The sequence below is a fragment of the Pseudomonas sp. B707 genome, from assembly GCF_022496685.1.
GTDB classification, from domain to species: Bacteria; Pseudomonadota; Gammaproteobacteria; order Pseudomonadales; family Pseudomonadaceae; genus Aquipseudomonas; species Aquipseudomonas paraglycinae.
The window spans coordinates 50,811-77,569 of the sequence record NZ_WTVE01000011.1 but is presented as its reverse complement, the minus strand read 5'-3'; the positions used below and the strand labels follow the sequence as shown (position 1 = coordinate 77,569).

Here is a 26,759-nt window from a genome sequence, read left to right as displayed (position 1 = left end):
GTACAAATGTACTCCATGACGACTCTGACTCCCCGCCGTACCGCCATCCTGACCTTTATCCGCGAACGCATCGCCGAACACGGTCAGCCCCCAAGCCTCGCTGAAATCAGCGAGGCTTTTGGTTTTGCCTCCCGCAGCGTGGCGCGCAAGCATGTGCTGGCGCTCACCGAAGCCGGGTTCATCGAGGTCAATCCGCATCAGGCCCGGGGCATTCGCCTGCTCGGGCAACCGGCGCGGCCGGAACTGCTCGAAGTGCCGGTGCTCGGCCGGGTGGCCGCCGGTGCGCCCATCGGCGCCGATGCCGACCTGCACAATCGGCTGATGCTCGACCCGGCGCTGTTCTCCCGCACGCCTGACTACATGCTGCGAGTGCAGGGTGATTCGATGATCGAGGACGGGATTCTCGACGGCGATCTGGTCGGCGTGCGGCGCAACCCCGAAGCGCTCAACGGCCAGATCGTGGTGGCGCGACTCGACGGTGAGGTCACCATCAAACGCTTCGAACGGATCGGCGATGAGGTTCGCCTGTTGCCGCGCAACCCGGCGTATCAACCGATTGTGGTGCGGGCCGATCAGGACCTGGCCATCGAAGGGGTGTTCTGCGGTCTGGTGAGGCAAGGCTGATGGGTGCCGTCGTTGCGCTGGATACGCTGTTCAATGGCGGCCAGGTCTGGAAGGGCCGGCCTGCGCCACCGGCCGCCAGCCCGCAACCCACCGGGCACGCGGCGCTGGACGCAGCCTTGCCCAGTGGCGGCTGGCCAGAAGCGGCACTGAGCGAAATCCTCCTGGCCGGCCCCGGTGTCGGCGAACTGCAACTGGTGTGGCCGACGTTGGCGCGGCTGTCGGCGGCGGGCGAGCGCATCGTGCTGGTGGCGCCGCCGTTCGTGCCGTATCCGCAGGCCTGGGCCAATGCCGGGGTCGATCTGCGTCAGTTGTCGGTGATCCAGGCCAGCGAACGCGATGCGTTGTGGGCGGCAGAACAATGCCTGCGCTCGGGCAGTTGCGGCGCGGTGCTGTGCTGGCCGCACAAGGCCGATGACCGTGCCTTGCGCCGTTTGCAGGTGGCGGCGGAAACCGGCCAGACCCTGGCGTTCGCGTGGCGCCCCTTGAGCGAAGCGGTCAACCCGTCGCCAGCCGCGTTGCGCATCGCCATTGATGCGCGCCCGGCGCAATTGCGCGTGCTCAAGTGCCGGGGCGGTCTGGCGCGCAGCGCACCGATTGCCTTCGCCGTGGGGCATTGAGGTCGCCATGCGCTGGGTTTGCATTCTGTTCCCGCAATTGGCCCTCGACGCCGTGTTGCGTCAGCGCCCCGATCCCGAGCAGCCGTTGGCGCTGCTCAGCGGCCCGGCCCAGCGCCGCGTGCTGCAAGCGGTCAACCCGGCGGCGCGGGCACTGGGCTTGCGTCCCGGGCAATCGATGACCGCCGCGCAGGCCATGAGCAAAGGGTTTGCCACCGTCGATTACGATTCGGCCGAGGTCGAGCACTGGCAGCAGTTTCTCGCCGCCTGGGCCTATCGCTTCAGCGCCCAGGTCAGCGTGCATTACCCGCGCACCGTGGTGTTCGAGATCGAATCGAGCCTCGGGCTGTTCGGTTCCTGGGCGCAGTTCGAGGCTCGGTTGCGCACGGAGCTGACAGAGCTGGGCTTTCGTCACCGCATCGTCGCCGCGCCCAACCCGGTGGCCGCGCGGGTGCTGGCCAACGCCTATGACGGATTGGTGGTGCCCGACGGTGAAGCCCTGCGCCACCACCTCGGGCAATTGCCGGTCGACCGCATCGGCCTTGAACCGAGCGTGGCCACGGCGCTGTCGCGCATGGGCCTGCGCAACCTCCATCAGGTGCAGAACCTGCCGCGTCAGGCCCTGGCCCGGCGTTTCGAGGCGCCGATGCTCAAGCACCTGGACACGCTGTTCGGCGCACGACCGCTGGCGCTGGCGTTCTACCTGCCGCCGGATCGTTTCGACGTGCGCATCGAACTCAATTTCGACGTGCAGTCCCATCAGGCGCTGCTGTTTCCCTTGCGCCGCCTGACGTCCGATCTGGCGGCGTTTTTGTGCGGGCGCGACAGTGGCGTGCAGCGCTTCGATCTGCACCTTGAACACGCAGGGTTGCCGGACACGCTGATCAAGGTCGGCCTGCTCAGCGCCGAGCGCGATCCGGCGATGCTCTTTGAACTGGCCCGTGGCCGACTGGAGCAGGTGCAGGTCGAGGCCCCGGTGCGCGGCTTTCGTCTGCGCGCCGAGGATCTGCCGAGTTTCGTGCCGCAGTTTCAGGAGCTGTTCGACGACCGCCCGCAGCAGACCTTGCCCTGGGAGCAATTGCGCGAACGCCTGCGCGCGCGACTGGGGGATGAGGCGGTGCAAGGCCTGCGTTTTCAGGCCGATCATCGACCGGAGTGCGCATGGCAGAACGCCGACGACAAACAGCGCTGCCCTGCATTGCCGGGCGTGCAGCGTCCGGGCTGGTTGTTGGGCGAACCGCAGTCCGTGCCCGAAGGTTCGGCGCGCATCCTCATGGGCCCGGAGCGTATCGAGTCCGGCTGGTGGGACGGTGACGACGTGCGCCGCGACTATTACCTGATCCAGAACCGCGCCGGCCAGCAAGGCTGGGCGTACCGGGCTGTGGGTGAGGGCGGTCCGTTGTGGCTGCAGGGCTGGTTCGCGTGAATCAGGGTTACGCCGAACTGCACTGCCTGTCGAATTTCAGTTTCCAGCGCGGCGCGTCCAGTGCGCTGGAGCTGTTTCAGCGGGCGAAAAAACACGGCTATCAGGCGCTGGCGATCACCGATGAATGCACCCTCGCCGGGATCGTTCGTGCCTGGCAAGCGGCGAAGTCCGTGGAGCTGCCGCTGATTATCGGCAGCGAAGTTCGCATCGAACACGGCCCGAAACTGGTGTTGCTGGTGGAGAACATCGAGGGTTATCAGGCCCTGTGCGGTTTGATTACCCAGGCCCGACGGCGTACCCAAAAAGGCCAGTATCAAGTGCTGCGCGAGGATTTCAGCGAACCGTTGCCGGGATTGCTGGTGCTGTGGGTGCCGGATGCGGTCGATGAGGTGGAGGAGGGCCGCTGGCTGAAACAGACCTTCGGCGAACGGCTGTGGCTGGCGGTGCAGTTGCATCGCGGGCAGAACGATCAACAACGGCTGGCCGCGCTGCTGAGTCTGGCGGATGAGCTGCAGATTCCAGCCGTGGCCAGCGGCGATGTGCACATGCACGCCCGAGGCCGGCGGGCCTTGCAGGACACCATGACCGCGATCCGCCATCACGTTCCAGTGGCCGAAGCCGGGTTACGCCTGCACCCCAACGGCGAGCGGCATTTGCGCAGCCTTGATGTGTTGAGCGAGTTGTATCCGCAGGCCTTGCTGGACGAGTCGGTGAAACTGGCTCGCCGCTGCACCTTCGACCTGAGCGAGTTGCGCTATCAATACCCCAAAGAGCTGGTGCCCGAGGAACACAGTGCCAGTTCCTGGCTGCGCCACCTGACCGAAGAGGGCATCGCCTGGCGCTGGCCGCAAGGCGCACAGCCCAAGGTGCTCAAGCAGATCGACGATGAACTGGAGCTGATCGCCGAGCTCGGCTACGAAAGCTACTTCCTCACCGTGCACGACGTGGTGCGCTTCGCCCGGGAGCAGAAGATCCTCTGCCAGGGCCGGGGTTCGGCGGCCAACTCGGCGGTGTGTTTCGCCTTGGGCATCACCGAAATCGACCCGGATCGCACCACGCTGCTGTTCGAGCGTTTCATGTCGAGAGAGCGCAACGAACCGCCGGACATCGACGTGGATTTCGAGCACGAACGCCGCGAAGAGGTCCTGCAATACGTGTTTCGTCGTTATGGCCGCCGTCGTGCGGCGCTGACGGCAGTGGTCAGCACGTATCACGCTTCCGGTGCGATCCGCGATGTGGCCAAGGCGCTAGGCTTGCCGCCGGACCAGATCAATGCGCTGGCCGACTGCTGCGGTCACTGGAGCGATCAAACGCCGCCCGTAGAGCGCCTGCGTGAAGGCGGTTTCGACCCCGAAAGCCCGCTGCTGCACCGGGTGCTGAGTCTGACCGGGCAACTGATCGGCTTCCCCCGGCACCTGTCGCAGCACCCCGGTGGTTTCGTGATTTCCGAGCAACCGCTGGACACGCTGGTGCCGGTGGAGAACGCCGCCATGGCCGACCGCACCATCATCCAGTGGGACAAGGACGATCTCGATGCCGTCGGGTTGCTCAAGGTGGATATCCTCGCCCTCGGCATGCTCAGCGCGATCCGCCGCTGTTTCGATCTGCTGCGCCGTCATCGCCATCAGGACCTGAGCCTTGCGACGATTCCACCTGAGGATCGGCCGACCTACGACATGATCAGCCGCGCTGACACCATCGGCGTGTTCCAGATCGAGTCCCGGGCGCAGATGTCGATGCTGCCGCGCCTGCGCCCGCAAACTTTCTACGACCTGGTGATCGAGGTGGCCATCGTCCGGCCGGGGCCGATCCAGGGCGGGATGGTCCATCCGTACCTGCGCCGGCGGAACAAGGAAGAAGAGGAAACCTACCCGTCCCCGGAGCTGGAAGTGGTGCTCAAGCGCACCCTCGGCGTGCCGCTGTTTCAGGAACAGGTGATGCAGATCGCGATTGTCGCCGCCGATTACAGCCCCGGCGAGGCCGACCAGTTGCGCCGTTCCATGGCCGCGTGGAAACGCCACGGCGGGCTGGAGCCGCACAAGGAACGGCTGGCCGCTGGCATGAAGAAAAACGGCTACAGCCCGGAATTCGCCGCGCAGATTTTCGAGCAGATCAAGGGCTTCGGCAGCTACGGTTTCCCTGAATCCCACGCCGCCAGTTTTGCCTTGCTGACCTATGCCAGTTGCTGGCTCAAGTGCCACGAACCGGCGGCGTTCGCCTGTGCGCTGATCAACAGCTGGCCGATGGGTTTCTACAGCCCGGATCAGATTCTCCAGGATGCGCGCCGCCATCATTTGCAGATCCGTCCAGTGGACGTGCGCGCCAGTGACTGGGATTGCAGCCTGGAGCCGATTGCCGGCGAGCAGCCGGCCATTCGCATGGGCCTGCGGATGATCAAGGGCTTTCGCGAGGAGGATGCGCGGAGCATTGAAAACGCTCGGGCGAGGGGGGCGTTTGCCGACGTCGCGGATCTGGGCGAACGCGCCGGGCTCGACAGTCGCGCTCAGGCGCTGTTGGCGGACTCGGGAGCGCTACGCGGCTTGGCCGGTCACCGCCATCGGGCACGCTGGGAAGTGGCCGGGGTGCAGAAACAGCTTGGGTTGTTTGCCGGGTTGCCGAGTCAGGAAGAGCCGGATGTGCTGCTGCCGACACCGAGCGTCAGCGAAGACCTGTTCACCGATTACGCCACCCTCGGCACCACGCTGGGGCCGCACCCGCTGACGCTTTTGCGCGACGAGTTGCGGGCACGGCGCTGCCGTAGCTCCCGGGAGTTGCTGGACGTCGAGCATGGCCGGCCGGTCAGCGTGGCGGGTCTGGTGACCGGGCGCCAGCGACCGGGCACTGCCAGTGGCGTGACGTTCGTGACCCTGGAAGACGAGTTCGGCAACGTCAACGTGGTGGTCTGGCGCGATCTGGCCGAGCGTCAGCGTCAGGTGCTGGTGGGCTCGCAATTGCTCAAGGTCGATGGCCGCTGGGAGCGTGAAGGCGAGGTGCGGCATCTGATCGCCGGACGCTTGAGTGACCTTAGCTCGCTGCTCAACGGAATTCGGGTGCAAAGCCGCGATTTCCACTGACACGCCGTAGTGAACGTTCCCACGTCGAGGCGTCGAACGCGTCCGCGTGGGAACGATCGGCAGAGGACGGCTGCTAACCGATTTGCAAGCCAATTCACTGACGTCAAAAAAACCTGTCCTCACTGATGGCACTTTGGCATAATGCCGCCCCTTTCCCGATCCCCCACAACATCACCGTGCGGGGACACATCGAATTTCAGAAGGAATGCACAGTGAGAATGATCTCCCGGATGTTGGTCTCGGGCGTTGCGATTGCCGTTCTCGGCACCCTGGCCGGCTCGCTTTCCGGTTGCGCCACCGAAAGCTCCCGCGCATTGCCGGTGGCCAAGGTGGAAAGCGCCTCCCGGGCCTGGTCCGGTGTGCGTATCCCGATGGCCGTGGGCAAGTTCGACAACCGTTCGAGCTACATGCGCGGGATCTTCTCCGATGGCGTCGACCGTCTCGGCGGCCAGGCCAAGACCATCCTGATCACTCACTTGCAGCAGACCAACCGTTTCTCCGTGCTCGATCGCGACAACATGGGCGAAATCCAGCAGGAAGCGGCGATCAAGGGCCAGGCCCAGCGTCTGAAAGGCGCCGATTACGTGGTCACCGGTGACGTCACCGAGTTCGGCCGCAAAGAGACCGGCGATCATCAACTGTTCGGCATTCTTGGCCGTGGCAAGACCCAGGTCGCCTACGCTAAGGTCAACCTGAACATCGTCAACATCAGTACCTCCGAAGTGGTGTATTCGACCCAGGGCGCCGGCGAGTACGCCTTGTCCAACCGCGAAATCATCGGCTTCGGCGGCACCGCTGCCTACGACTCCACCCTCAACGGCAAAGTCCTCGATCTGGCCATGCGCGAGGCGATCAATCGTCTGGTCGATGGCATGAATGCCGGTGCCTGGAAACCGGGCAACTGATAGACGCCCATTGCAAGGAGCAACACACCATGAATCTGTCCCTGTCCCGGTCGCTGATGGCCCTGACTGCTGGCGCCTTGCTGGCCGGTTGCAGCAGCCCGCAAACCCTGTACCAGTGGGAAGGCTACCAGCCACAAGTCTACGAATACTTCAAAAGCGAAACGCCGAAAGAAGCCCAGGCCGAAGCGCTGGAAGCCGATCTGCAAAAGATCCGCGCCAGCGGCAAGCCGGTACCGCCGGGTTACCACGCTCATCTCGGTCTGCTGTACCTGAGCATGGGCAAGGACGATCAGATGGTGCAGCAGCTGCGCACCGAGAAGACCCTGTTCCCCGAGTCCGGCACCTACATGGATTTTCTGCTTAAAAACGCCAAGACCGGAGATGCCCAATGATCTCCCGTGCCTTGAAACTGCTGGCCGCAGGCCTGGCGCTGACCGTTCTCGGTGGCTGCGTTGCACCGAAGACCGTGGACTATTCGGCGTACAAGCAAGCGCGGCCGAAATCCATTCTGGTGCTGCCGCCGCTGAACACCTCGCCGGACGTCAAGGCGTCTTACAGCCTGTTGTCGCAAGTGACGTTCCCGCTGGCTGAAGCCGGTTACTACGTGCTGCCGATCACGTTGGTCGACGAAACGTTCCGCCAGAACGGCCTGACCACGCCGGATGACATCCATGCGGCGCCGGCCAACAAGCTGCAGGAAATCTTCGGTGCCGACGCGGCGCTGTACATCACCGTCAGCGAATACGGCACGCGCTACATGGTGATCAGCAGCGAAACTGCCGTCACCGCGAGCGCCAAGCTGGTCGACCTGAAAACCGGCGTCACCCTGTGGACCGGTGCAGCCCGGGCGTCGAGCGAGGAGGGTAACAACAGCAACGCCGGTGGCCTGATCGGCATGCTGATCACCGCGGCGGTGAAGCAGATCATCAACAGCTCCACCGATGCCGGCTACCCGATTGCCGGTGTGGCCAGCAATCGACTGCTGTCGGCCGGTCATCCGGCGGGCTTGCTGTACGGGCCTCGGTCGCCGAAGTACGGCACTGACTGAAACCCAGGCTGCTGATCGTTTCCACGCTCTGCGTGGGAATGCCGCCATGGACGCTCCGCGTCCACTGTGACGCAGAGCGTCACGGTATGCATTCCCACGCGGAGCGTGGGAACGATCAGCACGGCGGCCCACCTCGGTGGGCCGTTTTTTTATTTGGCGGGCCAGAACCGCTCGCCACCCCCCGGCGCTTCCGTCCACGCTTGCAACGAGCGGGTCGGCAAATCGAAGTAATCCCGGGTCCGCGCATAACCATGCCCGCCCATGCGCCCGATCGCATCCAGCCCCAATTGATCGATGTACAGGGTTTTCGGATCGATCAACTCGTCGCGCACATGCGCCATCAACACCTCGCCAAAAATGATCTCCCGCGACTGACCGATGTTCAGCGCCATCATCCGCCGACATTCCAGCGCCACGGGTGCTTCGCCGATTCGCGGGCATTTGACCGAGGTGCCGGGGATCGCTGTCAGGCCCGCTGCGGTCAACTCATCGAAGCCCGGCGCGAACGGCACGGCGCAGACATTCATGGCTTCCACCAATGCATCGCTGACGATGTTGACGGTGAATTCCTGATTCATCTGGATATTGCGCGTGGTGTCCTTCGGGCTCTGATCGCCGTAGTTCTCGACGCCGAGCGCGAGAATGGGCGGGTCCGCCGACAGCGCATTGAAAAAGCTGAACGGCGCGGCATTGACCCGGCCTTCGGCATCGATGGTGGTGACCAGTGCAATCGGGCGCGGCACCACGCTGCCGATCAGAATCTTGTACTTTTCCCGTGGGCTCAGTTGGCTGAAATCGAAGCTGTGCATGGCAGTGTTCTCTAAAGAAGTGGATCGATGGCGCTCAATGGCGCCTCGGCGCTGTAGTCGTCGGCGAACGGAATGGCCGGCTGGAACAGGGTTTTCCAGTCCGGTCGGCCAAAGGCCCGGTCGCTGTGGCTGCGCATCAGTTTTTCGTATTGGCGCTGGGCCTGGCGTTGCAGAGTGGGGTAGTCGACGCCGTTGACCTGACCGTCGTGCATCACGCAGCGACCATCGATGTAACTGGCGATGCAGTCGTCGCCGCGCCCGGCCAGCAGCAGGTTTTTCAGTGGATCGAATAGCGGCCCCAGGTGCAGGCCGCGCAGGTTGAACACGGTGATATCAGCCTTGGCGCCGGGGGCCAGGCGACCGAGGTCGTCGCGGCCCAATGCCTTGGCGCCGCCGAGGGTCGCGGCGTTGTACAGATCGAGGCTGCTGGTCAGTGCCGAGCCGCCTTCCATCAAGCGGGCGATGTTCAGACCGTGGCGCATGTTGGCCAGCAAGTCCGCCGGCCAGGTGTCGGTGCCGAGGGCGAAATTGATGCCTTTGGCGCGATAACTGCCGAATGAGTTCAGGGCTTCGCCGTCACGGGCGAACACCAGTGGGCAGTGCACCAGACTGGCGCCGCCGTCGATGACCCGTTGCAGATCGTCATCGCCCGAGGTGTAGATGCCGTGGGGCAACAGGCTGCGCGGGTTGAGCAAGTCCAGCTGCTGCAACCAGCCCAGCGGCGTGGTGCCGCGCAACTGTTCGACCATCGCCACCTCACCCAGCGCCTGACAGCAATGCAGACGCATCGGCGCGTTCAGCTCGCGGCTCAAGGCGGACGTGCGCTGAAGCAGCGCCGGGGTGCAGGTCTGGATGCGATCCGGCAGCAGCGCACCGCGAATCAGCCCGGCATGCGTACCATCGAAATCCTTGAAAAACCGTTCGGCCGCATCCAGTCCCGCCAGGCCCCGTGCCTCATCCCAGTGATGGGCGAGAGTGCCGTCGGCGCGCCAGTAACTCATGCCGCTCATGTAGCAGGGGCCGAGATAGGTGCGCAGGCCCAGTTCGCCCGCCACATCGGCGACCGCCGCGAACTCGTCGTAGGTCTCCGCCCATTCGCGGTAGTACATCGAGGTGATCGGCATCGCCGTGGTGATGCCGTTGCGGATCAACTGGGTGAAGGCGTAGCGGTACTTGAAGACTTCTTCTTCGGGGCTGAACGACTCACGCGGGCCGGCCGCCAGATACTCCGCCGACCACATCCGGCCCATCGCGCGCTCGTCGCCGTTGTCCAGGGTCAGTACCGTGGAGTCGAGATCGCCGAGGGCGTCGAGGTCGATGAAACCGGGTCCGATCAGCGCATTGCCGTAGTCGATCCACTGATCCACCGGCCCTTGATAACCGCGCCCGACAAATTCGATACGCGATCCGCTGAATACCACTTCACCGTCACGCCACAGCACATGCTGCGTGCCGTCGAAGCCGACCACGCAACCGGCCTTCAGGCCGATCCGTTTCACAGACGGCTGCCCAGCAGACGACCGCCGCTGGCGATCAGTTCGCCGCCGCGATAGACCTGGCGCACAGGGCGCGAAACCACGGCTTCACCGAGGGTTTCGACCGGCATCAGCAGAAAATCCGCAGGCTTGCCGATGGCGAAGCCGTAATCCTCGATCCCCAATGCGCGCGCACCGTTCACCGTCGCGGCGTCGAACGCCGCCGCCAGTTCTTCGTCCTTGCCCAGGTCGAAACGGAATGCCAGCAGCATCGCCCGTTCCAGCATGTCGCCATTGCCCATCGGCGACCACGCATCACGAATGCCGTCGGAGCCCAGACAAACGTTGACCCCGGCCTCACGCAGCGCCAGAAACGGTGGAACGGCGCAATCGGCCGGTGCCGAACTCATCAGCGAAATCCCCAGCGCCGCGAGGCGTTCGGCAACAGGTTTGACCTGGCTCCAAGGCAACATGCCGAGGCAATAGGCATGGCTGATCATCACCCGGTTTTGCAGGTTGAAGCGCTCGGTGTAATCGGCGATCCGGGCGATCTGCCACAGGCCCAGTTCTCCTTTGTCGTGCAGGTGAATGTCGACGCCACGCTGGAATTCGCTTGCCAGTTTGAACACGAAATCCAGCTGCGCGATCGGGTCGTTGTCGATGCCGCACGGGTCGAGCCCGCCGACGTTTTCCACGCCCAGGGCCATGGCTTCGCGCATCAGTTCGGCGGTGCCGGGGCGGCTGATCAGGCCGGTTTGCGGGAACACCACCAGTTGCAGGTCGATCAGGTCGTTGTAGGTTTCGCGCAGTTGCTGCATGGCCTCGACGTGGCGCAGGCCGAATTCCGGGTCGATGTCGACGTGGCAACGCATGGTCAGCGAACCCCGGGCGATGCAGTTTTCCAGCAGCGCGCCGGCGCGTTCGGCGATCGGCGCTTTGACTTCACGCAGGACGCGGCGCTCGTTGCTGATGTAGTCCTTGAGCGTCGGGCCGGCGCTGTTCGGGCGCCAGGGTTGGCCGTACAGGGTCTTGTCGAGGTGGACGTGGCTTTCCACCAGCGGCGCGGTCAGGAGCTGGTTCTGGCCGTCGATGTTGGTGGCGGCCAGCGGGGTGCTGGAGGCCGGGCGGCGTCGGGTGAACTTGCCGTTTTCGATCAGCAGGTCTTCGGCGGGGGCGCCGTAGGGGCGGATGTTTCTGAGCCAGCGGGGGTGGGACATGGGAACCTCGGTGTTCTTTGAAATTTTTTCCCTCACCCTAGCCCTCTCCCTGAGGGAGAGGGGACCGAATGAAGGATATTGAAGAGCTACGCCGACCTGAATGAACGGCTCTGAATCCATAATCGACCAGGTCTTTCAGGTCGGCGGACAGCGCAAGACAACTCGGTCAGTCCCCTCTCCCTCCGGGAGAGGGCTAGGGTGAGGGGGCTTTCAAGTCGATCTGGGAGTCGCGCGCTCAGATAAAACCAGCGATCCACGATCAACCCTTAAGCTTCGACCAGATCCGATCCTGCAGCTCCCGCGCCTTGTTGCTGCATTCCTTCTCCGGCCGCAGCCGCGAGGCGTATTCCTCGGGCATGTTGATCGCGTCCATGACCTTCCATTTCGCATCCAGCAACTGATCGCTCTGAATCCCGTTGGCATAGGCGATCGCGTTGGACACGGCCGCTGCGTTCTCGGGTTTCATCATCCAGTCGATAAAGATCTTCGCGTTGCCCGGATGCGGCGCGCTTTTCGGTACGGCGAAGTTGTCCTGGAACATTGCCAGGCCTTCTTTCGGGTACACGTATTTGATCGTGCTCTTCTGCAACGTGGCGCGGGCTGTCGAGCCGTTCCAGTTCTGCATCATGATCACTTCGCCCGAGGCCATGCGGTCGACGGTGTTGTCGGAGCTGTACATCTTCAAAAACGGTTTCTGCTTTTGCAGCAGTTCGAGGATGCGTTTGGCGTCCTGCGGGTTTTCCGTGCATTCGTCGACGTTCAGGTAATGGCTGGCGGCGTTGATCACGCTGCTGGAAGTGTCGAGGGCGGCGAGCTGGCCTTGCAGTTCCTTGCGCGGTTCGAAGAATTCTTTCCACGAATCATCGAGCTTGCCGCCCGGCACCCGGGCGCTGTCATAGGAAAACCCGGTGGTGCCCCACAGATACGGCGCCGAAAACTTGCGGCCCGGGTCGAAGCTCGGATCGCGGAACGGGCCTTTGACGTACTGGAAGTTGTTCAGGCTCGGGGCGTCGATTTCCAGCAGCAGATCCTGCTTGATCAGCGTCTGCATGATCGACTGCGACGGCACGATCACGTCATACGCCGCGCCGCCGGCCTGCAACTTGGCGAGCAGGGTTTCGTTGCTGTCATAGCCGTCCATGGTGACCTTGATCCCTGTCTCCTTTTCGAACTTGGCCAGCAGGTCCACCGGGTAGTAATCGGTCCAGTTGTAGAAGAACAATTGCTTGGGCTCGGCCGCGTGGGCGCTGAACGCGGTGAAACAACTCAGGGCCAGACCGGAAATAGCCAAACGCATGCTTTTGGTTTTCATGAACAGAGCGCTCCAGGTTTATTGTTGTTTGCCGCGTTGGCCAAGCCAGAAGGCCAGCACCACGAGCACGATGGAAATCACCAGCATCAGCGTCGAGATCGCGTTGATCTCGGGCGTCACGCCGGCCTTGATCGCCGAGAAGATGTACACCGGCAACGTGGTCGAACCGGGCCCGGCGACGAAGAAGGTCATGATGAAATCGTCGAGGCTGACCACGAACGCCAGCACCGAACCGGACAACACCGCCGGCCACAGCAGCGGCAAGGTCACGCGGCGGAACACCTGCCACGGGTTGGCGTACAGATCGTTGGCGGCCTCCAGCAGGCTCTTGTCCAGATCGTTGAGCCGTGCGCGGATCGGCAGGTAGGCGAACGGAATGCAGAAGCCGATGTGCGCGACGATCACCGTCATCAGCCCGAGCTTGATCCCCAGCGCCATGAACAGCAGCAGGGTGGCCACGGCGGTGACGATCTCCGGCAGGATCAACGGCAGGTTGATCCCGCCTTCGACCATTTTCTGTCCGTAGAACGGCCGGTAAGTCGCCAGCGCCGCCAGCAGTGCAATCGCCGTGGCGCACACGGTGGCGATGGTGGCAACGATGATTGAGTTCAGCGCCGCGGTCTGAATCGACGGGTTGGCCAGGATCCGCCCGTACCAGGCGAACGAGAACTCGGTCCACACCGTCGCCGAGCGGTTGGCGTTGAAGCTGTAGGCGATCAACACCAGGATCGGCACGTACAGGTAGGCGAGAATCAGCAGGCTGATTTCCCGGGTCGCCGGGAGTTTTTTCAGGTGCAGAGAGATCATGCTTTCGCTCCCCGGTTCAGGGTTTTCGCCGCGCTGCGGCTGTAGAGGGCGTAGAGCACCAGCGACAACAGCAGAATCCCCAGCAACAGGAACGACAGCGAACTGCCCAGCGGCCAGTTGCGCGCGGTGCCGAATTGCTGCTGGATCAGGTTGCCGATCATCAGGGTCTTGCCGCCGCCAAGGATCGCCGGGGTGATGAAGGCGCCGAGGCTCGGCACGAACACCAGCAACGCGCCGGCAATCACCCCGGGCATTGACAGCGGCAGGATGATCCGGCGCAGCGCATGCCAGCGGTTGGCGCCCAGGTCATAGGCGGCTTCCACCAGACGCCAGTCGAGTTTTTCCAGGGTCGAGTAGATCGGCAGGATCATGAACGGCAGAAAGCTGTAGACCAGACCGACGCTGACCGCGAAGTCGTTGTAGAGCAGGGTGATGCCACCGGCGCTCGGAAACAGCGCGTTGAGGCTCTGGGCGACCCAGCCCTGTTCGCGCAGGATGATCAGCCACGCGTAGTTGCGGATCAGCAGGTTGGTCCAGAACGGAATGGTGATGAGCAACACCATCAGATTGCGTCGGCGCGGAGTCAGGCTCGACATCCACAGCGCCACCGGAAATCCGAACAGAAAGCACAGCACCGTGGTGCCGCCGGCCTGGAACACCGAGCGCAACAGCGCCTGGGCGTAGACCCAGTTCAGCTCCAGTTCGCCGTCGAAACCTTCCTGGAAAAACAGCTGCACGTAACTCTGCAGTTGCCATTGGGCCTGCCAGTCAACGCCGCCGTAGGTGTTGCGCGGCAGCAGGCTGATGTAACCCATGATCCCCAGCGGAATGGCGATCAGGGCGAGCAGGGTCAACACCACCGGGCTGAGCAACAGCGCGCGGTTGAGGGAGGGGGAAGTGCTGCTGACGCTCATCTCAGGCCTCCATCAACAGGCAGGCCTGGGGCGGTAAATGCACCGCCACGCGCTCGCCGACTGCACGACCACGGTTCAGCCCTTCGTTGTTTTCCCGCAGCATGACTTTGATGTCGTTGTTCAAGCGGCACTGGTACAGCGTCGCGGTGCCGACATACAGCACCGCCTCGATCACGCCGCGCAGATGATGCGGCTGATCCGCCGCGACCAGTTGCGAGCGCTCGGGCCGAAACGCCAGTTGCACGCTGCTGCCGCTGACGCCTTGGGGCGGACAAGGGATTTCCACCGGCATGCCGTTCGGCACGAAAATGTTTTCGTTGTGTTCACCGCGCTTGAGCTGGCCGGGGAGGAAATTGATGTCGCCGATGAACTGGGCGACGAAGCGGTGCTGCGGTCGTTCATAGATGTCGGTCGGGGTGCCGATCTGCAGGATCTTGCCGGCGGACATCACCGCGATCCGGTCGGACAGGGTCAGGGCTTCTTCCTGATCATGGGTGACGAAGATGAAGGTGATTCCGGCTTCCTGCTGCACGCGCTTGAGTTCGACCTGCATTTCCTTGCGCAGCTTCAGGTCCAGCGCCGACAGCGGCTCGTCGAGCAACAGCACTTTCGGCTTCGGCGCCAGGGCCCGGGCCAGAGCCACGCGTTGCTGCTGGCCGCCGGATAATTCCGCCGGTTTGCGCCCGGCCAGGTGCTCCATCTGCACCAGCGCGAGCATTTCGTCGACCCGTCCCGGAATCGTCTTGCGATCAAGACCCTGCATCTCGAGGCCGAAGGCGATATTCTGCGCGACACTCATGTGCGGAAACAGCGCGTAACTCTGGAACACCGTGTTGACCCGACGCTTGAACGGCGGCAGGTGATTGACCGTTTCGCCCGCCAGACGGATCTCGCCGTCGCTGACGTGTTCGAAACCGGCAATGGTGCGCAGCAGGGTGGTCTTGCCGCAGCCCGAGGGGCCGAGGAGGGTGAAGAACTCGTTGTCGGCGATGTTCACCGACACGTTATCGAGGGCTGGCGCCAGGCCAGGATCATCAGAATACCGCTTGGATACATTACGCACTTCAATGGCTATTGACTGACCCATAATGGTGCAATCCTCTAATTATTGTATGCAATATCTGAATGCAATTTAGAAATACCCGGATTAATCTGCTTGCGCAACCCCCCATTTCCCTGACTGAGTCGTTCGTCGGGCAGCGTTGCCAGCATTGAAGGAGTTTTTGAATGACCGAGAAAAAAACGGAAACCACGGTCGACCGCGTCTACCAAGGGGTTTACGAGGCGATCAGCAAGCGTTCGCTGCGTCCGGGTATGAAGCTGGGCGAGGCGTCGCTGGCGGAGTTGTTCAATGTCAGCCGCACGTCGGTTCGTGCCGCGCTCAAGCAACTGGAGGCCGACGGACTGGTCACCACCGAGCCCAATAAAGGTGCGTCGGTGTCGTTGCCCAGCGATGAAGAGATCCGTTCGCTGTTCGAAACCCGGCGCCTGATCGAGATCGGCATCGTCACTGAGTTGTGCCGGCGAAAGGACTCTGCGGTGATGCTGGACCTGCGCGATCACTTGCTGCTGGAAGACGAGGCCCACGAAGCCGGCGATCACGGGCGGCTGATTCACCTGCTCGGCGAGTTCCACATCAAACTGGCCCGCAGTCTGAACAACCCGGTGTTGCTCGACTGGTTCCAGAAGCTGATTTCCCGCGCCTCGCTGTACGCCGCCGCGCTGGATGACGACAGCCACGAGGCCTGTCGCGACGACGAACACTTGCGGCTGATCGAGTACATCGAGGCCGGCAATCAGAACGCCGCGATCGAGCTGACCTGCATGCACCTGGACGGCATCCAGAAGGCGATCCTCGACGTCGCTGCGAAGATGAAGAGCGGCTACCATCCGCTCAAGCACCTGATCGAGGTCTGAGCATCGAGCCCAGGTGAAATCGGCTATACCTCTAATGAAACCATCGCTGCCCGGCGCGCTCGAAACAGACGGGCGTGGCGTTTGAACGCGCGGCGATAGAACCGGACCCACTACAAGGCGTTGAAGCAGCTGATGCAGTTTTTATCCGATAGCCATGGGTGTGACGGCTGGCAAGGCGAGATGGCCGGGCGCATTCGTGCGTTTGACTGGAGCAGGACTGATCTGGGCCCGCTCGAAACCTGGCCGGCCAGCCTGTGCAGCACGGTCCAGCTGATGCTGGCTTCGCCGCTGCCGATGGTCATGCTCTGGGGCCATGCCGGTTACATGATCTACAACGACGCCTATTCCCGATTCGCCGGCGGACGACATCCCTACCTGCTCGGATCGCCGGTGGAACTGGGCTGGCCGGAGGTGGCCGATTTCAACCGGCATGTGGTCGACACCTGTCTGGCCGGCGGCACCCTGGAATATCGCAACAAGGTCCTGGTGTTGCTGCGCGATGGCGTACCCGAGGATGTCTGGCTCGATTTGTATTACAGCCCGGTGGCCAACGATGCCGGTGTGCCTTCGGGCGTCATGGCGATGGTGGTGGAAACCACTGAACTGGTGCTGTCCGAACGCTTGCGTCAGGCCGCCGAAGACGCTTATCGCGCCGATAACGAACGGGTGCGCCTGGCGCTGAATGCCGGGGCACTGCTTGGCTCGTTTGTCTGGGACGTCAGAAACAATGTGCTGTCGGCCGATGAGCGATTTGCCCGCACATTTTCCTTTCCGCCGGATCAGGACCTGACCAACCTGCCGCAGCACATTACCGAGGCGCACATTCATCCCGACGACCGCAGTTGGGTGCAGGAATGCGTCGAGAATGCGGTGCGCACCGGCGAGCCGTACAACGCCGAATACCGCGTGATACGCGCTGATGGCAGTTTCCTCTGGGTGCTGGCCAGCGGTTGCTGCGAGTTCGACGAGCAGGGCCAGCCGTTCCGTTTTCCCGGCGTGCTGATCGACATCCACGAGCGCAAGATCGCCGAAGAGTCCCTGCTCAAATTCACCCGCAATCTCGAACAACGGGTGGCTGATGAAGTCGGCGCGCGTCTCTCCGCCGAAGAGCAACTGCGCCAGTCGCAGAAACTCGAATCCATCGGCGGCCTCACCGGCGGCGTGGCTCACGACTTCAACAACCTGCTGCAAGTGATCGCCGGCAACCTGCACCTGCTGGCGCGACATGAACCGAACAACGCCAACGTCCAGCGCCGGGTCAGCGCCTCGCTGGCAGCGGTGGAACGTGGCGCCAAGCTGTCCTCGCAACTGCTCGCGTTTGCCCGGCGTCAGCCGCTGTCGCCGGCGGTGTGCAATCCCCGGCAGATCTTCGAAGGCGTCGGCGAGTTGCTGCAACGAGCCCTGGGCGAAACCATTCAGATCGACGTGCAGCTGCCGGAAGATCCGTGGCACATCAACGTCGACCGCAATCAACTGGAAAACGCGATTCTCAATCTGGCGATCAATGCCCGGGATGCCATGAAGGGCGAGGGCACGATTGTGCTCGGTGCGTCGAATCTCTCACTGGATCGGGCGTTCTGCTCGGGCAAGGGCATCGTGCCGGGGGATTTCGTCCGGGTTTCGGTCAGTGACAGCGGCGTCGGCATTGCCCCGCACATACTGGAGCAGGTGTTCGAACCGTTCTTCACCACCAAGGCCGACGGCCAGGGCACCGGCCTCGGCTTGAGCATGGTGTTCGGTTTCGTCAAACAGAGCGGCGGGCATGTCGAGATCGACAGCCAGGTGGGCCAGGGCACGCGCGTGCAGTTGTATTTCCCGCGCAGCCTGCGCCCCGTGCTCGATGACTCGCCGAGCGTCAATCACCAGCAAGCGGGCGGTCACGAGACGATCCTGGTGGTCGAGGACAACGAAGCGGTACGCACCTCGGCAGTTGAACTGCTGCGCGAAGAAGGCTATCGCGTGCTGACCGCCGCCAATGGCGACGCGGCCATGCAGATGTTGATGGAAGGAGCTCGGGTCGACCTGATCTTCACCGACGTGGTCATGCCCGGTCTTATCAAAAGCTCCGATCTGGCGGCGTGGGCCAAGGTGCAAATGCCGCCGGTGGCCGTGCTGTTCACCTCGGGGCACACCCGCGACATCATCTCGCGCAACCACCAGCTCAGCCCCGACACCCATTTGCTCGGCAAGCCCTATGGCCCCGAAGCACTGCTGCAGATGATCCGTTCCGTGCTCAGCACCTGAGCTCCAATCCCCTGACCAAGGCTGGCCGATGACTTCCAGACGCAATTCCAGTTCTGCCGCCGGCATGGTTCGCGTGCGCGGTGCCCGTGAACACAACCTGAAAAACGTGGACGTCGACATTCCTCGCGATGCACTGGTGGTGTTCACCGGGGTGTCGGGTTCGGGCAAATCGTCGCTGGCGTTTTCAACGCTGTATGCCGAAGCCCAGCGGCGCTATTTCGAATCGGTGGCGCCCTATGCGCGGCGGCTGATCGATCAGGTCGGCGTGCCGGACGTCGATTCCATCGAAGGCCTGCCACCAGCCGTGGCCCTGCAGCAACAGCGCGGTACGCCGAGCACGCGTTCGTCGGTGGGCAGCGTGACCACACTGTCGAGCCTGATCCGCATGCTGTACTCGCGCGCCGGCAGCTATCCGCCGGGGCAGCCGATGCTCTACGCCGAGGATTTCTCGCCGAACACACCACAAGGCGCCTGCCCGGAGTGCCATGGATTGGGGCGGGTGTACGAAGTCACCGAAGCGCTGATGGTGCCCGATCCAAATCTGACCATCCGCCAGCGTGCTGTGGCGTCCTGGCCGCTGGCCTGGCAGGGACAGAACCTGCGCGACATCCTGGTGACCATGGGCATCGACGTCGATATTCCCTGGCGCAAGCTGCCGAAAAAACAGCGTGACTGGATCCTCTTCACCGAGGAAACACCGACCGTTCCGGTGTACGCCGGGCTGACGCCGGAAGAGACCCGCGTCGCCCTCAAGCGCAACATGGAGCCGAGTTATCAAGGCACCTTCACCGGCGCCCGGCGCTACATCCTGCACACCTTCACCCATTCGCAAAGTGCGCTGATGAAGAAGCGCGTGTCGCAATTCATGCTCGGCAGCCTGTGCCCGTTGTGCGATGGCAAGCGCCTCAAGCGCGAGGCGCTGTCGGTGACGTTTGCCGGGCATGACATCGGCGAGTTGTCGCGCATGCCGCTGCTGCAAGTCGCCGAAGTCTTGAAACCGGTGGCGGACCCGAGCTGGCTGGAACACGCCGATGAAACCGGCGAAACCCTGTCCCACAGCCAGACCCGCGAAGCCCGGCAGCAGCGCGTGGCCCATGGCGCCAGCGGCCACGCCAACGCGCCGGACGTGCGCCATACGCCGAACCTCTCACTGGAAAAACGCCTGGCCGCGCAGCGCATTGCCGAGGACTTGCTGGAGCGGGTCAGCACCCTGACCGATCTCGGGCTCGGATATCTGGCGCTGGAGCGCAGCACGCCGACCCTGTCGTCTGGCGAGTTGCAGCGACTGCGGCTGGCCACCCAACTGGGCTCGCAATTGTTCGGTGTGATCTACGTGCTCGACGAACCTTCCGCCGGCCTGCACCCGGCCGACGGCGAGGCCCTGTTCGAAGCGTTGCAGCGTCTGAAGGCCGACGGCAACAGCGTGTTTGTGGTCGAGCACGATCTGGACACCATGCGCCGCGCCGACTGGCTGATCGAGGTCGGCCCGGCGGCCGGTGAAAAGGGCGGGCAGATTCTCTACAGCGGCCCGCCGCCGGGGCTGGCCGCGATCGAGGACTCGCAGACCCGCGCCTATCTGTTCGCCGAACAGCAACGTTCGACCCGCACTGCGCGCAAACCATCGGGCTGGCTGAAGCTCGACGGCGTCACCCGCAACAACCTGAATAACCTCAGCGCCGAATTTCCGCTGGGCTGTTTCACCTCGGTCACCGGCGTCTCCGGTTCCGGCAAGTCGAGCCTGGTCAGCCAGGCGCTGCTGGAACTGGTCGGCGCGCAGCTCGGGCGCAGCGTCAGTGACGCCGAGCCGGAAGAGCTCAACCTGGAAGACGATACCCCGACTGCCAGTACCGGCCAGGTCAGCGCCGGGCTGGAGTCGATCAAGCGTCTGGTGCAGGTTGATCAGAAACCCATCGGCCGCACCCCGCGTTCGAATCTGGCGACCTACACCGGGCTGTTCGACAACGTGCGCAAGTTGTTCGCCGCGACCGACGAGGCGAAAGCGGCGGGTTACGACGCCGGGCAGTTTTCCTTCAACGTCGCCAAGGGTCGCTGCCCGACCTGCGAAGGCGAGGGGTTTGTCAGTGTCGAGTTGTTGTTCATGCCCAGCGTTTATGCGCCGTGCCCGACCTGCCATGGCGCGCGTTACAACCCGGAGACCCTGGCCATCCTTTGGCAGGGCTTGAGCATCGCGCAGGTGCTGCAGCTTACGGTGGACGAAGCAGTGATGGTGTTTGCCGAGCAACCGGCGATCCGCCGTTCGCTGGAGGTGCTGCGTGATATCGGACTCGGTTATCTGCGCCTCGGTCAACCGGCTACCGAACTGTCCGGCGGCGAAGCCCAACGGATCAAGCTGGCCACCGAGCTGCAACGCAACCAGCGTGGCGCGACGTTGTATGTGCTGGATGAACCGACCACCGGGTTGCACCCGCGCGACGTTGACCGCTTGCTGGAGCAGCTGGATGCGCTGGTGACGGCGGGGCACACGGTGATCGTGGTCGAGCATGAAATGCGCGTGGTGGCGCAGAGTGACTGGGTGATCGACATCGGCCCGGGTGCGGGGGATCAGGGCGGCAAGATCGTCGTGGCCGGGACGCCGCAGAAAGTGGCGGCGAGCAAGAAGAGCCGGACTGCGCCGTTTCTTGCCCGTGCCTTGAACCGATAACTGAGTCGCCTGGGCGGGCCTCATCGCGGGCTTGCCCGCGATGGCGGTGTGTCAGGTGCCGTCGAGCGTGCGGCGTACCTTGTCCAGCAAATGACTGATCTGGAAGGGCTTGACCAGCATGTCCATGCCGGCCCCGAGGAACACCTGGCGATTGATCGCCGTTTCCGCGTAACCGGTCATGAACAGAATCGGCAACCCTTCTCGCCAGCCCCGGGCAACGTCGGCCAGTTCGCGGCCGGTCATGCGCGGCAGACCGACGTCGGTCAGCAGCAGGTTGATCGACGGGTCGTTCTGCAAGCGCTCCAGCGCGGTTTCGATGTCGCCGACCTGGGTGCAGCGGTAACCGGCGTCTTCCAGCACCTCGGTGACGAACAGCCGCACGGCCGGCATGTCTTCGACGATCAACACATGTTCGCCCGCGCCTAGCGGATCAATGACCACCGGGGCCACATCGACAGCGGTCGGATCACTGGTGGCCGGCAGCATGATCGTCACTTCGGTGCCGCGCCGCGCCACGCTGCGGATGTGCGCATCACCGCCGGACTGGCGGGCGAAACCGTAGATCGTCGACAGCCCCAGCCCGGTGCCCTGGCCCAGTGGTTTGGTGGTGAAAAACGGCTCGAACACCTTATCGATGACGCTGTGCTCGATGCCGGTACCGTCATCGCGCACCGATAGCGCCACATAGGAACCATCGGCGAGGTTCGGGTCGCCGTGGGAATACGCCGCGTACGTGCTGACCCAGATATTGCCGCCCCGTGGCAATGCGTCCCGGGCATTGATCACCAGATTGAGCACTGCGCTTTCGAGCTGGATCGGATCGACCAGCGCGATGGCAGGTTTGGTGGTCATTTCGAGCTTGAGGGCGATGCGTTCGCCGATGGTGCGCACCAGCAAGTCTTCCAGCGAACGCACGTGGTCGTTGATATCCACCGGGCGTGTGTCGAGCGGTTGCTGGCGGGCAAAAGCCAGCAGGCGATGGGTGAGCGAGGCCGCGCTCATCGCCGAACTCAGGGCCGCTTCGGCGTAGAACTGGACTTTGTCCGGGCGCGCATCGGCGACGCGTTTCTGGATCAGTTCGAGGCTGGTGATGATCCCGGTCAGCAAGTTGTTGAAGTCATGGGCGATGCCGCCGGTGAGTTTGCCCAGCGCATCCATTTTCTGCACTTGCAGCAGCTGCGACTCGGCGCGGACCCGGTCGGCGACTTCCTTGGCCAGTTGTGTGGTGGTGTCGTCCAGCCGCGCCAGGTGCGAGCGTTCACGATGGCGGTGTTCGGTGACGTCTTCGACGAACACCAGGCTGAGCTCTGGCGTGCGGTACGGTGATATCTGCCACTGGGTTTCGCGGATCTCGCCCTGCACACGCATGTTCAGTGTGCCTTTCCAGCGTTCGCCGTCCACCAGTCGCAAGCGTAGCTCGTCAAGGATCGCGCTCTGATCCTCGGCGAAGCATTCACTGAGGGTCTGCGGGTCGCGGTTGTCCTGGATCAGTTGCGAGAAGGCGTGGTTGCACTCGTGGACTTTCAGGTCGGCGTCGAGCACCGCGATGGGCGCGGAGATGTTGACGAAGATCTCCCGAAAGCGCGCCTCGCTTTCGCGCAAGGCATTCTCCGTGTCGCGCACCCGCAGCAGGGTGCGCAAAGTCGCCAGCAGCACATCGGGATCGACCGGGTGAATCAGATACGCATCGGCCCCGGCATCGAGGCCGGTGATGATGTCGCCGGTCTGGATCGACGCGGCCGACACGTGGATCACCGGAAGCAGCGCGGTGGCCGGGTCGGCGCGCAATTTACGGACGATATCAAACCCGCTCATGTCCGGCAGATTGACGTCGAGAATCAGCGCATCAAGCGACTGACTGGCAATCAGAGCCAGACCTTCACCGCCGGTGCCGGCCTCGAGCACTTCGTAACCGTGGCGCTCCAGGCGTCGGCGCAAGGCGTAGCGGGTGGCAACGTTGTCATCGACGATCAACAGACGGATGTCATGTTTCATCGACGTTCTCCTCAGCAATCGCCAACGGAATGATCACGAAAAAGCTTGAACCCACGCCCGGCGTACTTTCGACACCGACCTCGCCACCGAGCAATTCGGCGAAGCGCTTGCACAGCGACAAGCCCAGGCCGGTGCCGCGCAGGCGTTTTTGCAGCGGTGAGTCGACCTGAGAAAAGTCTTCGAACAAGGTGCCGTGCAACTCGGGGGCGATACCGATGCCGGTGTCGCTGACCGCAAATCGCACTTTGTCCTGACCTTCCAGGCGTGCCGAGACCCGGACTTCGCCACGGGTGGTGAATTTCAGCGAGTTGGAAATGAAGTTGCGCAGAATCTGCGCCAGCTTCTTGTCATCGGTGAAGAGGCGCGGCAAACCCACCGGTTCCTCGAAAATCAGGTCCACGGCCGTGGCGTCGACAATCGGCCGGAACATCCCCCGAAGTGCGGCGAACAGATCGAACATGTCGAACCACGCCGGAGAAATGCTGATGCGCCCGGCCTCGATCTTCGCCAGGTCGAGCAGGTCGTCGACCATATCGCTGAGTTCCCGGGCGGCGGTGCTGACGAAGGCCACCTGCTTGTGCTGCTCGGGGCTCAGCGGGCCGTCGAGTTCGTCGGCCAGCAGGCTGTTGATGCTCAGGATCGAGCCCAGCGGGGTGCGGAACTCGTGGCTCATGTACGATAGAAAGCGGCTTTTCAGGTCGGACGCCTGGCGCAGTTGTTCGGCCTGGGTGTCGAGTTCGGCGTACAGCGCGAGTACGCCCTGATTGGTTTCGTCGAGTTCTTCGCGCAGTGCCGCCGATTCGCTCTGCAACTGGGCGATCAACGCGGCCTGTTCGGCGTTGCTCAGTGTCGGGGACTCAGCCATGGGCGGCCTCCAGGGCAACGACCAGCACCGTTACATCGTCGCGCCCGCGACAGAAGTCACGGTGCAGGACGGTGGCTATCACGGCAGGATGCCGATGCACCAGACCGGGGTAGTCTTGAAGGTTCCAACGGGACTGCAAGCCATCGCTGTACATGATCAATAGATGTCCGTTCACGTGAGCATAGTCAAAGGGCTGGGCTTTTCGGTATTGGCCGCCGACGATTCCGGGATGCGAGGCCAGTCCGCGCGACTTGTCGGAGGCGATCAGGCTGGCACCGATGTTACCGACACCGGTGAACGACAGACTGGCACGCCCGGCGTGAAACTGCGCGAATGCCACTGCGCCACCCCGGCTCCCGATCATCTCGCGGTGCATGTCTTCCATCAGCAGCGTTGGCGCACCGAACGGGCTCAGGGCAAAGGCTTTTTCCCCGGCACGGGCCGCACGCTCGGCGTCTTCACCATGGCCCAGACCGTCGACGATCAGAGCACTGATGTCACTGCCGTGAATCGCCAGATGCCAGACGTCGCCACAGGCCGGATCGTTGTGCAGAGAGTGCTGGCTGACACCATACGGCAGATCCGCCTGACGGTCGCTGCGCGGGTACAGACGAGCCAGCAGCACCGCGCCGCGATGATCGGCAAAAACATCGAAGACATCCGCCTGGCGTGCCACGGCGCCCAGGCCGATGCCCTGAGTACCGCCGGTGGAAAAACCATCGGCCATGCACGCGTCCAGATCAAACCCCTGAGCACGGTCGACCGCAATCATCTCGATGCCGTCGTCACCCTGACGCGGCAACAGACGCAAGTGAAGTTCGCCGTGCCCGGCATGCTTGAGCACATTGCTCGCCAGCTCCGTGGCCACCAGCGCGACGCGGCCGGCATCGCTTTCGCCAAAACCGTGGTGTTCGGCCAGACGCTGGGCCGTACGCCGGGCATGGCCGATCTGGCTGCTGTCCTCGATCACCAACACTTGGGTCAATGTCCCGCTGATGTTCATGTCCATCGGGTGATCGTTATGCGAGTGCCTTTGCCGGGCTCGGTGTCCAGTTCGAATTCGTCCACCAGCCGCTTGGCCCCGGTCAGCCCCAGGCCCAGACCGCTGCCGGAGGTCCAGCCATCGGTCATCGCCAGTTTGATGTCGGGAATACCCGGGCCTTCATCGCGAAAGGTCAGGCGCAGGCCGACCTTGTGGTTGTCATCGAGGATCTCCCAGTCCATGTCGCCACCACCACCGTAGACCATGGTGTTGCGCGCCAGCTCGCTGACGGCGGTCACCAGTTTGGTCAGGTCGATCAGGCGCATGCCGCATTCGGTGGCCAGTTTGCGCGCCTGTTGCCGGGCCAGCACCACGTCCTGCTCGATGTTGATCGGTTGGGTACCGCTGCTGCGCACGGTCATTGCTGGCGTACTCGTTCCTGCAGCAGTTTCATGCCGCGCTCGACATTCAGCGCGGTGCTGACGCCCGGCAGGTAAAGACCGAGCTCGACCAGGGTAATGGCGACCGCCGGCTGCATGCCGACCAGCATGGTTTCAGCGTCCATGATTTTCGACAGGCCGGAAATGGTGCCGATCATCCGGCCGATGAACGAATCGACCATGTCCAGCGCCGAGATGTCGATCAACACCCCGCGCGCCGAGGTTTTGCTGATGCGCTCGGACAGATCGTCCTGCAGGGTGAGGGCGAGCTGGTCGTGCATGTCGACCTGGATGGTCACCAGCAGGAAGTCACCCATCTGAAGAATCGGGATACGTTCCATTGTTCAGACCGTCTTGGTGAGGGTGATGCCCAGACGGGTCAGGGCCAGCTTCAGTGCGTCGGCCAGATTGGCTTTGGTGACCACGCCCTGCAGATCCAGGCCCAGATGGACGATGGTCTGGGCAATCTGCGGACGCACGCCGCTGATGATGCAATCGGCGCCCATCAGGCGGATCGCGGTCACGGTCTTGAGCAGGTGTTGGGCGACCAGCGTGTCGACGGTCGGCACGCCAGTGATGTCGATGATGGCGATTTCCGAACCGGTGTCGACGATGCGTTGCAGCAGCGATTCCATTACCACTTGGGTGCGCTGTGAATCGAGTGTGCCGATCATCGGCAGGGCGAGCACGCCATCCCACAGTTTGACCACCGGGGTCGACAACTCCAGCAGTTCTTCCTGCTGACGCTTGATCACTGCTTCACGGGATTTCTGGAACGTGCGAATGGTGTACAGGCCGAAAGCATCGAACAGTTCGGAGATTTCCCAAAGCTGTTCGGCGAGCAGGGCGGGCTGGTTCTGGTAATGGTTTTGCAGCAGGGCGAACAGCGGGCCCTTGAGCGAGAAGATGAAGCTGGCGGTCTGCTGCGAATCCTGACCGAGCTGGGCGCGGCTGTGGGAGAGTTTTTCGAGGAACTGGCGCATGCCTTCCCAGCCCGGCGCGGTGATGTTGGTGCCGCTGTCGTTTTCCAGGCCGCTGACCACCAGTTGCAGGAATTCGCTGGTTTGTTGCTGTATGTCGTGTTCTTTGATGTTGCGGGTAGCACCGCTGGCTTGCAGCCCGTTGATCCATTCGCCCAGCAGTTGTGCCTGTTTGTTTTTCATCGCATCGAGTGTGCTGTTCTGCAGTGCTGCCATGTGCCTGTTGCTCCATTGCGAATTGGGGGCCGGTTCTTCGGAAAATGACCGGCGCGAAGTGAATGACCCTGGCCGTTCGAAATAGTTGTTCGTTCCCGCGAGGATATTTTTGATCTGCCGCAAGCAATGCACCGGTAACTCTAGTCGGCGTGGCCGGAAATGCTGATCTTTTGCCTGCAACAAGGCCCCAACGCAAAGAGGCCGCGTCCAATGGAGGCGGCCTCTTTGAGTAC

Annotated in this window: 23 protein-coding genes; 10 read left to right on the top strand and 13 right to left on the bottom strand. The window is 63.2% G+C overall.

Features of this window, described 5'->3' with window-relative positions; all coding sequences use genetic code 11:
• Nucleotides 1-6: 6 nt before the first annotated feature.
• From lexA to GQX66_RS04220, 7 genes are all read left to right on the top strand, one after another.
• Nucleotides 7-624, top strand: a complete 618-nt coding sequence (gene lexA, locus GQX66_RS04250; RefSeq protein WP_039768874.1) for a transcriptional repressor LexA — start codon at nt 7-9, stop codon at nt 622-624.
• The gene (imuA, locus tag GQX66_RS04245) at nt 624-1,241 is read left to right on the top strand and encodes a translesion DNA synthesis-associated protein ImuA (RefSeq protein WP_007959433.1); all 618 of its coding nucleotides are present in this window, start codon (nt 624-626) and stop codon (nt 1,239-1,241) included. Before lexA ends, imuA begins: the two co-directional genes overlap by 1 nt.
• Before the next feature lie 7 nt (nt 1,242-1,248).
• Nucleotides 1,249-2,664, top strand: a complete 1,416-nt coding sequence (locus tag GQX66_RS04240) for a DNA polymerase Y family protein (protein WP_039768872.1) — start codon at nt 1,249-1,251, stop codon at nt 2,662-2,664.
• Nucleotides 2,640-5,738 (top strand): error-prone DNA polymerase, encoded by a 3,099-nt coding sequence (locus GQX66_RS04235; protein WP_240866807.1) that lies wholly within the window; start codon nt 2,640-2,642, stop codon nt 5,736-5,738. Before GQX66_RS04240 ends, GQX66_RS04235 begins: the two co-directional genes overlap by 25 nt.
• 218 nt (nt 5,739-5,956) lie before the next feature.
• Nucleotides 5,957-6,643: a CsgG/HfaB family protein gene (locus GQX66_RS04230; RefSeq protein ID WP_166673433.1), complete on the top strand. Its 687-nt coding sequence runs from the start codon at nt 5,957-5,959 to the stop codon at nt 6,641-6,643.
• A 29-nt stretch (nt 6,644-6,672) separates the two neighbouring features.
• On the top strand, nt 6,673-7,035 hold the full coding sequence (locus GQX66_RS04225; RefSeq protein ID WP_007959442.1) for a DUF4810 domain-containing protein: 363 nt from the start codon (nt 6,673-6,675) through the stop codon (nt 7,033-7,035).
• On the top strand, nt 7,032-7,691 hold the full coding sequence (locus GQX66_RS04220; RefSeq protein ID WP_007959444.1) for a DUF799 domain-containing protein: 660 nt from the start codon (nt 7,032-7,034) through the stop codon (nt 7,689-7,691). The genes GQX66_RS04225 and GQX66_RS04220 overlap by 4 nt, the downstream gene beginning before the upstream one ends.
• A 149-nt stretch (nt 7,692-7,840) precedes the next feature.
• Here GQX66_RS04220 and GQX66_RS04215 read toward each other — a convergent pair whose 3' ends face one another.
• The 7 genes from GQX66_RS04215 to GQX66_RS04185 all read right to left on the bottom strand — a co-directional run bounded on the left by GQX66_RS04215 (nt 7,841) and on the right by GQX66_RS04185 (nt 15,312).
• Nucleotides 7,841-8,500, bottom strand: coding sequence for a flavin reductase family protein (locus GQX66_RS04215; RefSeq protein WP_085745460.1), 660 nt, complete (start codon nt 8,498-8,500; stop codon nt 7,841-7,843).
• Nucleotides 8,501-8,511: 11 nt separating this feature from the next.
• Nucleotides 8,512-9,999 carry an amidohydrolase family protein gene (locus GQX66_RS04210; protein WP_129973529.1) on the bottom strand — a complete coding sequence of 496 codons (1,488 nt, stop codon included), beginning with the start codon at nt 9,997-9,999 and terminating at the stop codon, nt 8,512-8,514.
• Nucleotides 9,996-11,192 carry an amidohydrolase family protein gene (locus tag GQX66_RS04205; RefSeq protein WP_240866805.1) on the bottom strand — a complete coding sequence of 399 codons (1,197 nt, stop codon included), beginning with the start codon at nt 11,190-11,192 and terminating at the stop codon, nt 9,996-9,998. Before GQX66_RS04205 ends, GQX66_RS04210 begins: the two co-directional genes overlap by 4 nt.
• Before the next feature lie 259 nt (nt 11,193-11,451).
• On the bottom strand, nt 11,452-12,504 hold the full coding sequence (locus GQX66_RS04200) for an extracellular solute-binding protein (RefSeq protein ID WP_007959451.1): 1,053 nt from the start codon (nt 12,502-12,504) through the stop codon (nt 11,452-11,454).
• An 18-nt stretch (nt 12,505-12,522) separates the two neighbouring features.
• Entirely contained in the window at nt 12,523-13,311 is a 789-nt protein-coding gene (locus tag GQX66_RS04195) for an ABC transporter permease (protein WP_064597101.1), read from the bottom strand.
• Entirely contained in the window at nt 13,308-14,225 is a 918-nt protein-coding gene (locus GQX66_RS04190) for an ABC transporter permease (RefSeq protein ID WP_007959454.1), read from the bottom strand. Before GQX66_RS04190 ends, GQX66_RS04195 begins: the two co-directional genes overlap by 4 nt.
• A 1-nt stretch (nt 14,226) precedes the next feature.
• Entirely contained in the window at nt 14,227-15,312 is a 1,086-nt protein-coding gene (locus tag GQX66_RS04185) for an ABC transporter ATP-binding protein (RefSeq protein ID WP_240866802.1), read from the bottom strand.
• Nucleotides 15,313-15,452: 140 nt separating this feature from the next.
• Between GQX66_RS04185 and GQX66_RS04180 the strand changes: the two genes are divergently transcribed.
• The 3 genes from GQX66_RS04180 (at nt 15,453) to GQX66_RS04170 (ending at nt 21,048) form a co-directional block, all read left to right on the top strand.
• Complete coding sequence (locus tag GQX66_RS04180) at nt 15,453-16,142, top strand: GntR family transcriptional regulator (protein ID WP_085745466.1); 690 nt, start codon at nt 15,453-15,455, stop codon at nt 16,140-16,142.
• Nucleotides 16,143-16,274: 132 nt separating this feature from the next.
• Nucleotides 16,275-18,386 carry an ATP-binding protein gene (locus GQX66_RS04175; RefSeq protein ID WP_240866788.1) on the top strand — a complete coding sequence of 704 codons (2,112 nt, stop codon included), beginning with the start codon at nt 16,275-16,277 and terminating at the stop codon, nt 18,384-18,386.
• 28 nt (nt 18,387-18,414) lie between these two features.
• Nucleotides 18,415-21,048, top strand: coding sequence for an excinuclease ABC subunit UvrA (locus GQX66_RS04170; protein WP_240866784.1), 2,634 nt, complete (start codon nt 18,415-18,417; stop codon nt 21,046-21,048).
• Between the two features lie 51 nt (nt 21,049-21,099).
• Here GQX66_RS04170 and GQX66_RS04165 read toward each other — a convergent pair whose 3' ends face one another.
• The 6 genes from GQX66_RS04165 to GQX66_RS04140 are packed head-to-tail and all read right to left on the bottom strand — an operon-like array spanning nt 21,100 to nt 26,526.
• Nucleotides 21,100-23,043 carry a response regulator gene (locus GQX66_RS04165; RefSeq protein ID WP_129973523.1) on the bottom strand — a complete coding sequence of 648 codons (1,944 nt, stop codon included), beginning with the start codon at nt 23,041-23,043 and terminating at the stop codon, nt 21,100-21,102.
• Complete coding sequence (locus GQX66_RS04160) at nt 23,033-23,908, bottom strand: ATP-binding protein (RefSeq protein ID WP_085745470.1); 876 nt, start codon at nt 23,906-23,908, stop codon at nt 23,033-23,035. Before GQX66_RS04160 ends, GQX66_RS04165 begins: the two co-directional genes overlap by 11 nt.
• Nucleotides 23,901-24,911, bottom strand: coding sequence for an ATP-binding protein (locus tag GQX66_RS04155; RefSeq protein WP_085745850.1), 1,011 nt, complete (start codon nt 24,909-24,911; stop codon nt 23,901-23,903). Before GQX66_RS04155 ends, GQX66_RS04160 begins: the two co-directional genes overlap by 8 nt.
• Nucleotides 24,908-25,312: an anti-sigma regulatory factor gene (locus GQX66_RS04150; RefSeq protein ID WP_085603201.1), complete on the bottom strand. Its 405-nt coding sequence runs from the start codon at nt 25,310-25,312 to the stop codon at nt 24,908-24,910. The genes GQX66_RS04155 and GQX66_RS04150 overlap by 4 nt, the downstream gene beginning before the upstream one ends.
• Nucleotides 25,309-25,671, bottom strand: coding sequence for an STAS domain-containing protein (locus GQX66_RS04145; RefSeq protein WP_011334518.1), 363 nt, complete (start codon nt 25,669-25,671; stop codon nt 25,309-25,311). The genes GQX66_RS04150 and GQX66_RS04145 overlap by 4 nt, the downstream gene beginning before the upstream one ends.
• A 3-nt stretch (nt 25,672-25,674) precedes the next feature.
• Nucleotides 25,675-26,526 (bottom strand): STAS domain-containing protein, encoded by an 852-nt coding sequence (locus GQX66_RS04140; RefSeq protein ID WP_085745471.1) that lies wholly within the window; start codon nt 26,524-26,526, stop codon nt 25,675-25,677.
• Nucleotides 26,527-26,759 lie beyond the last annotated feature (233 nt).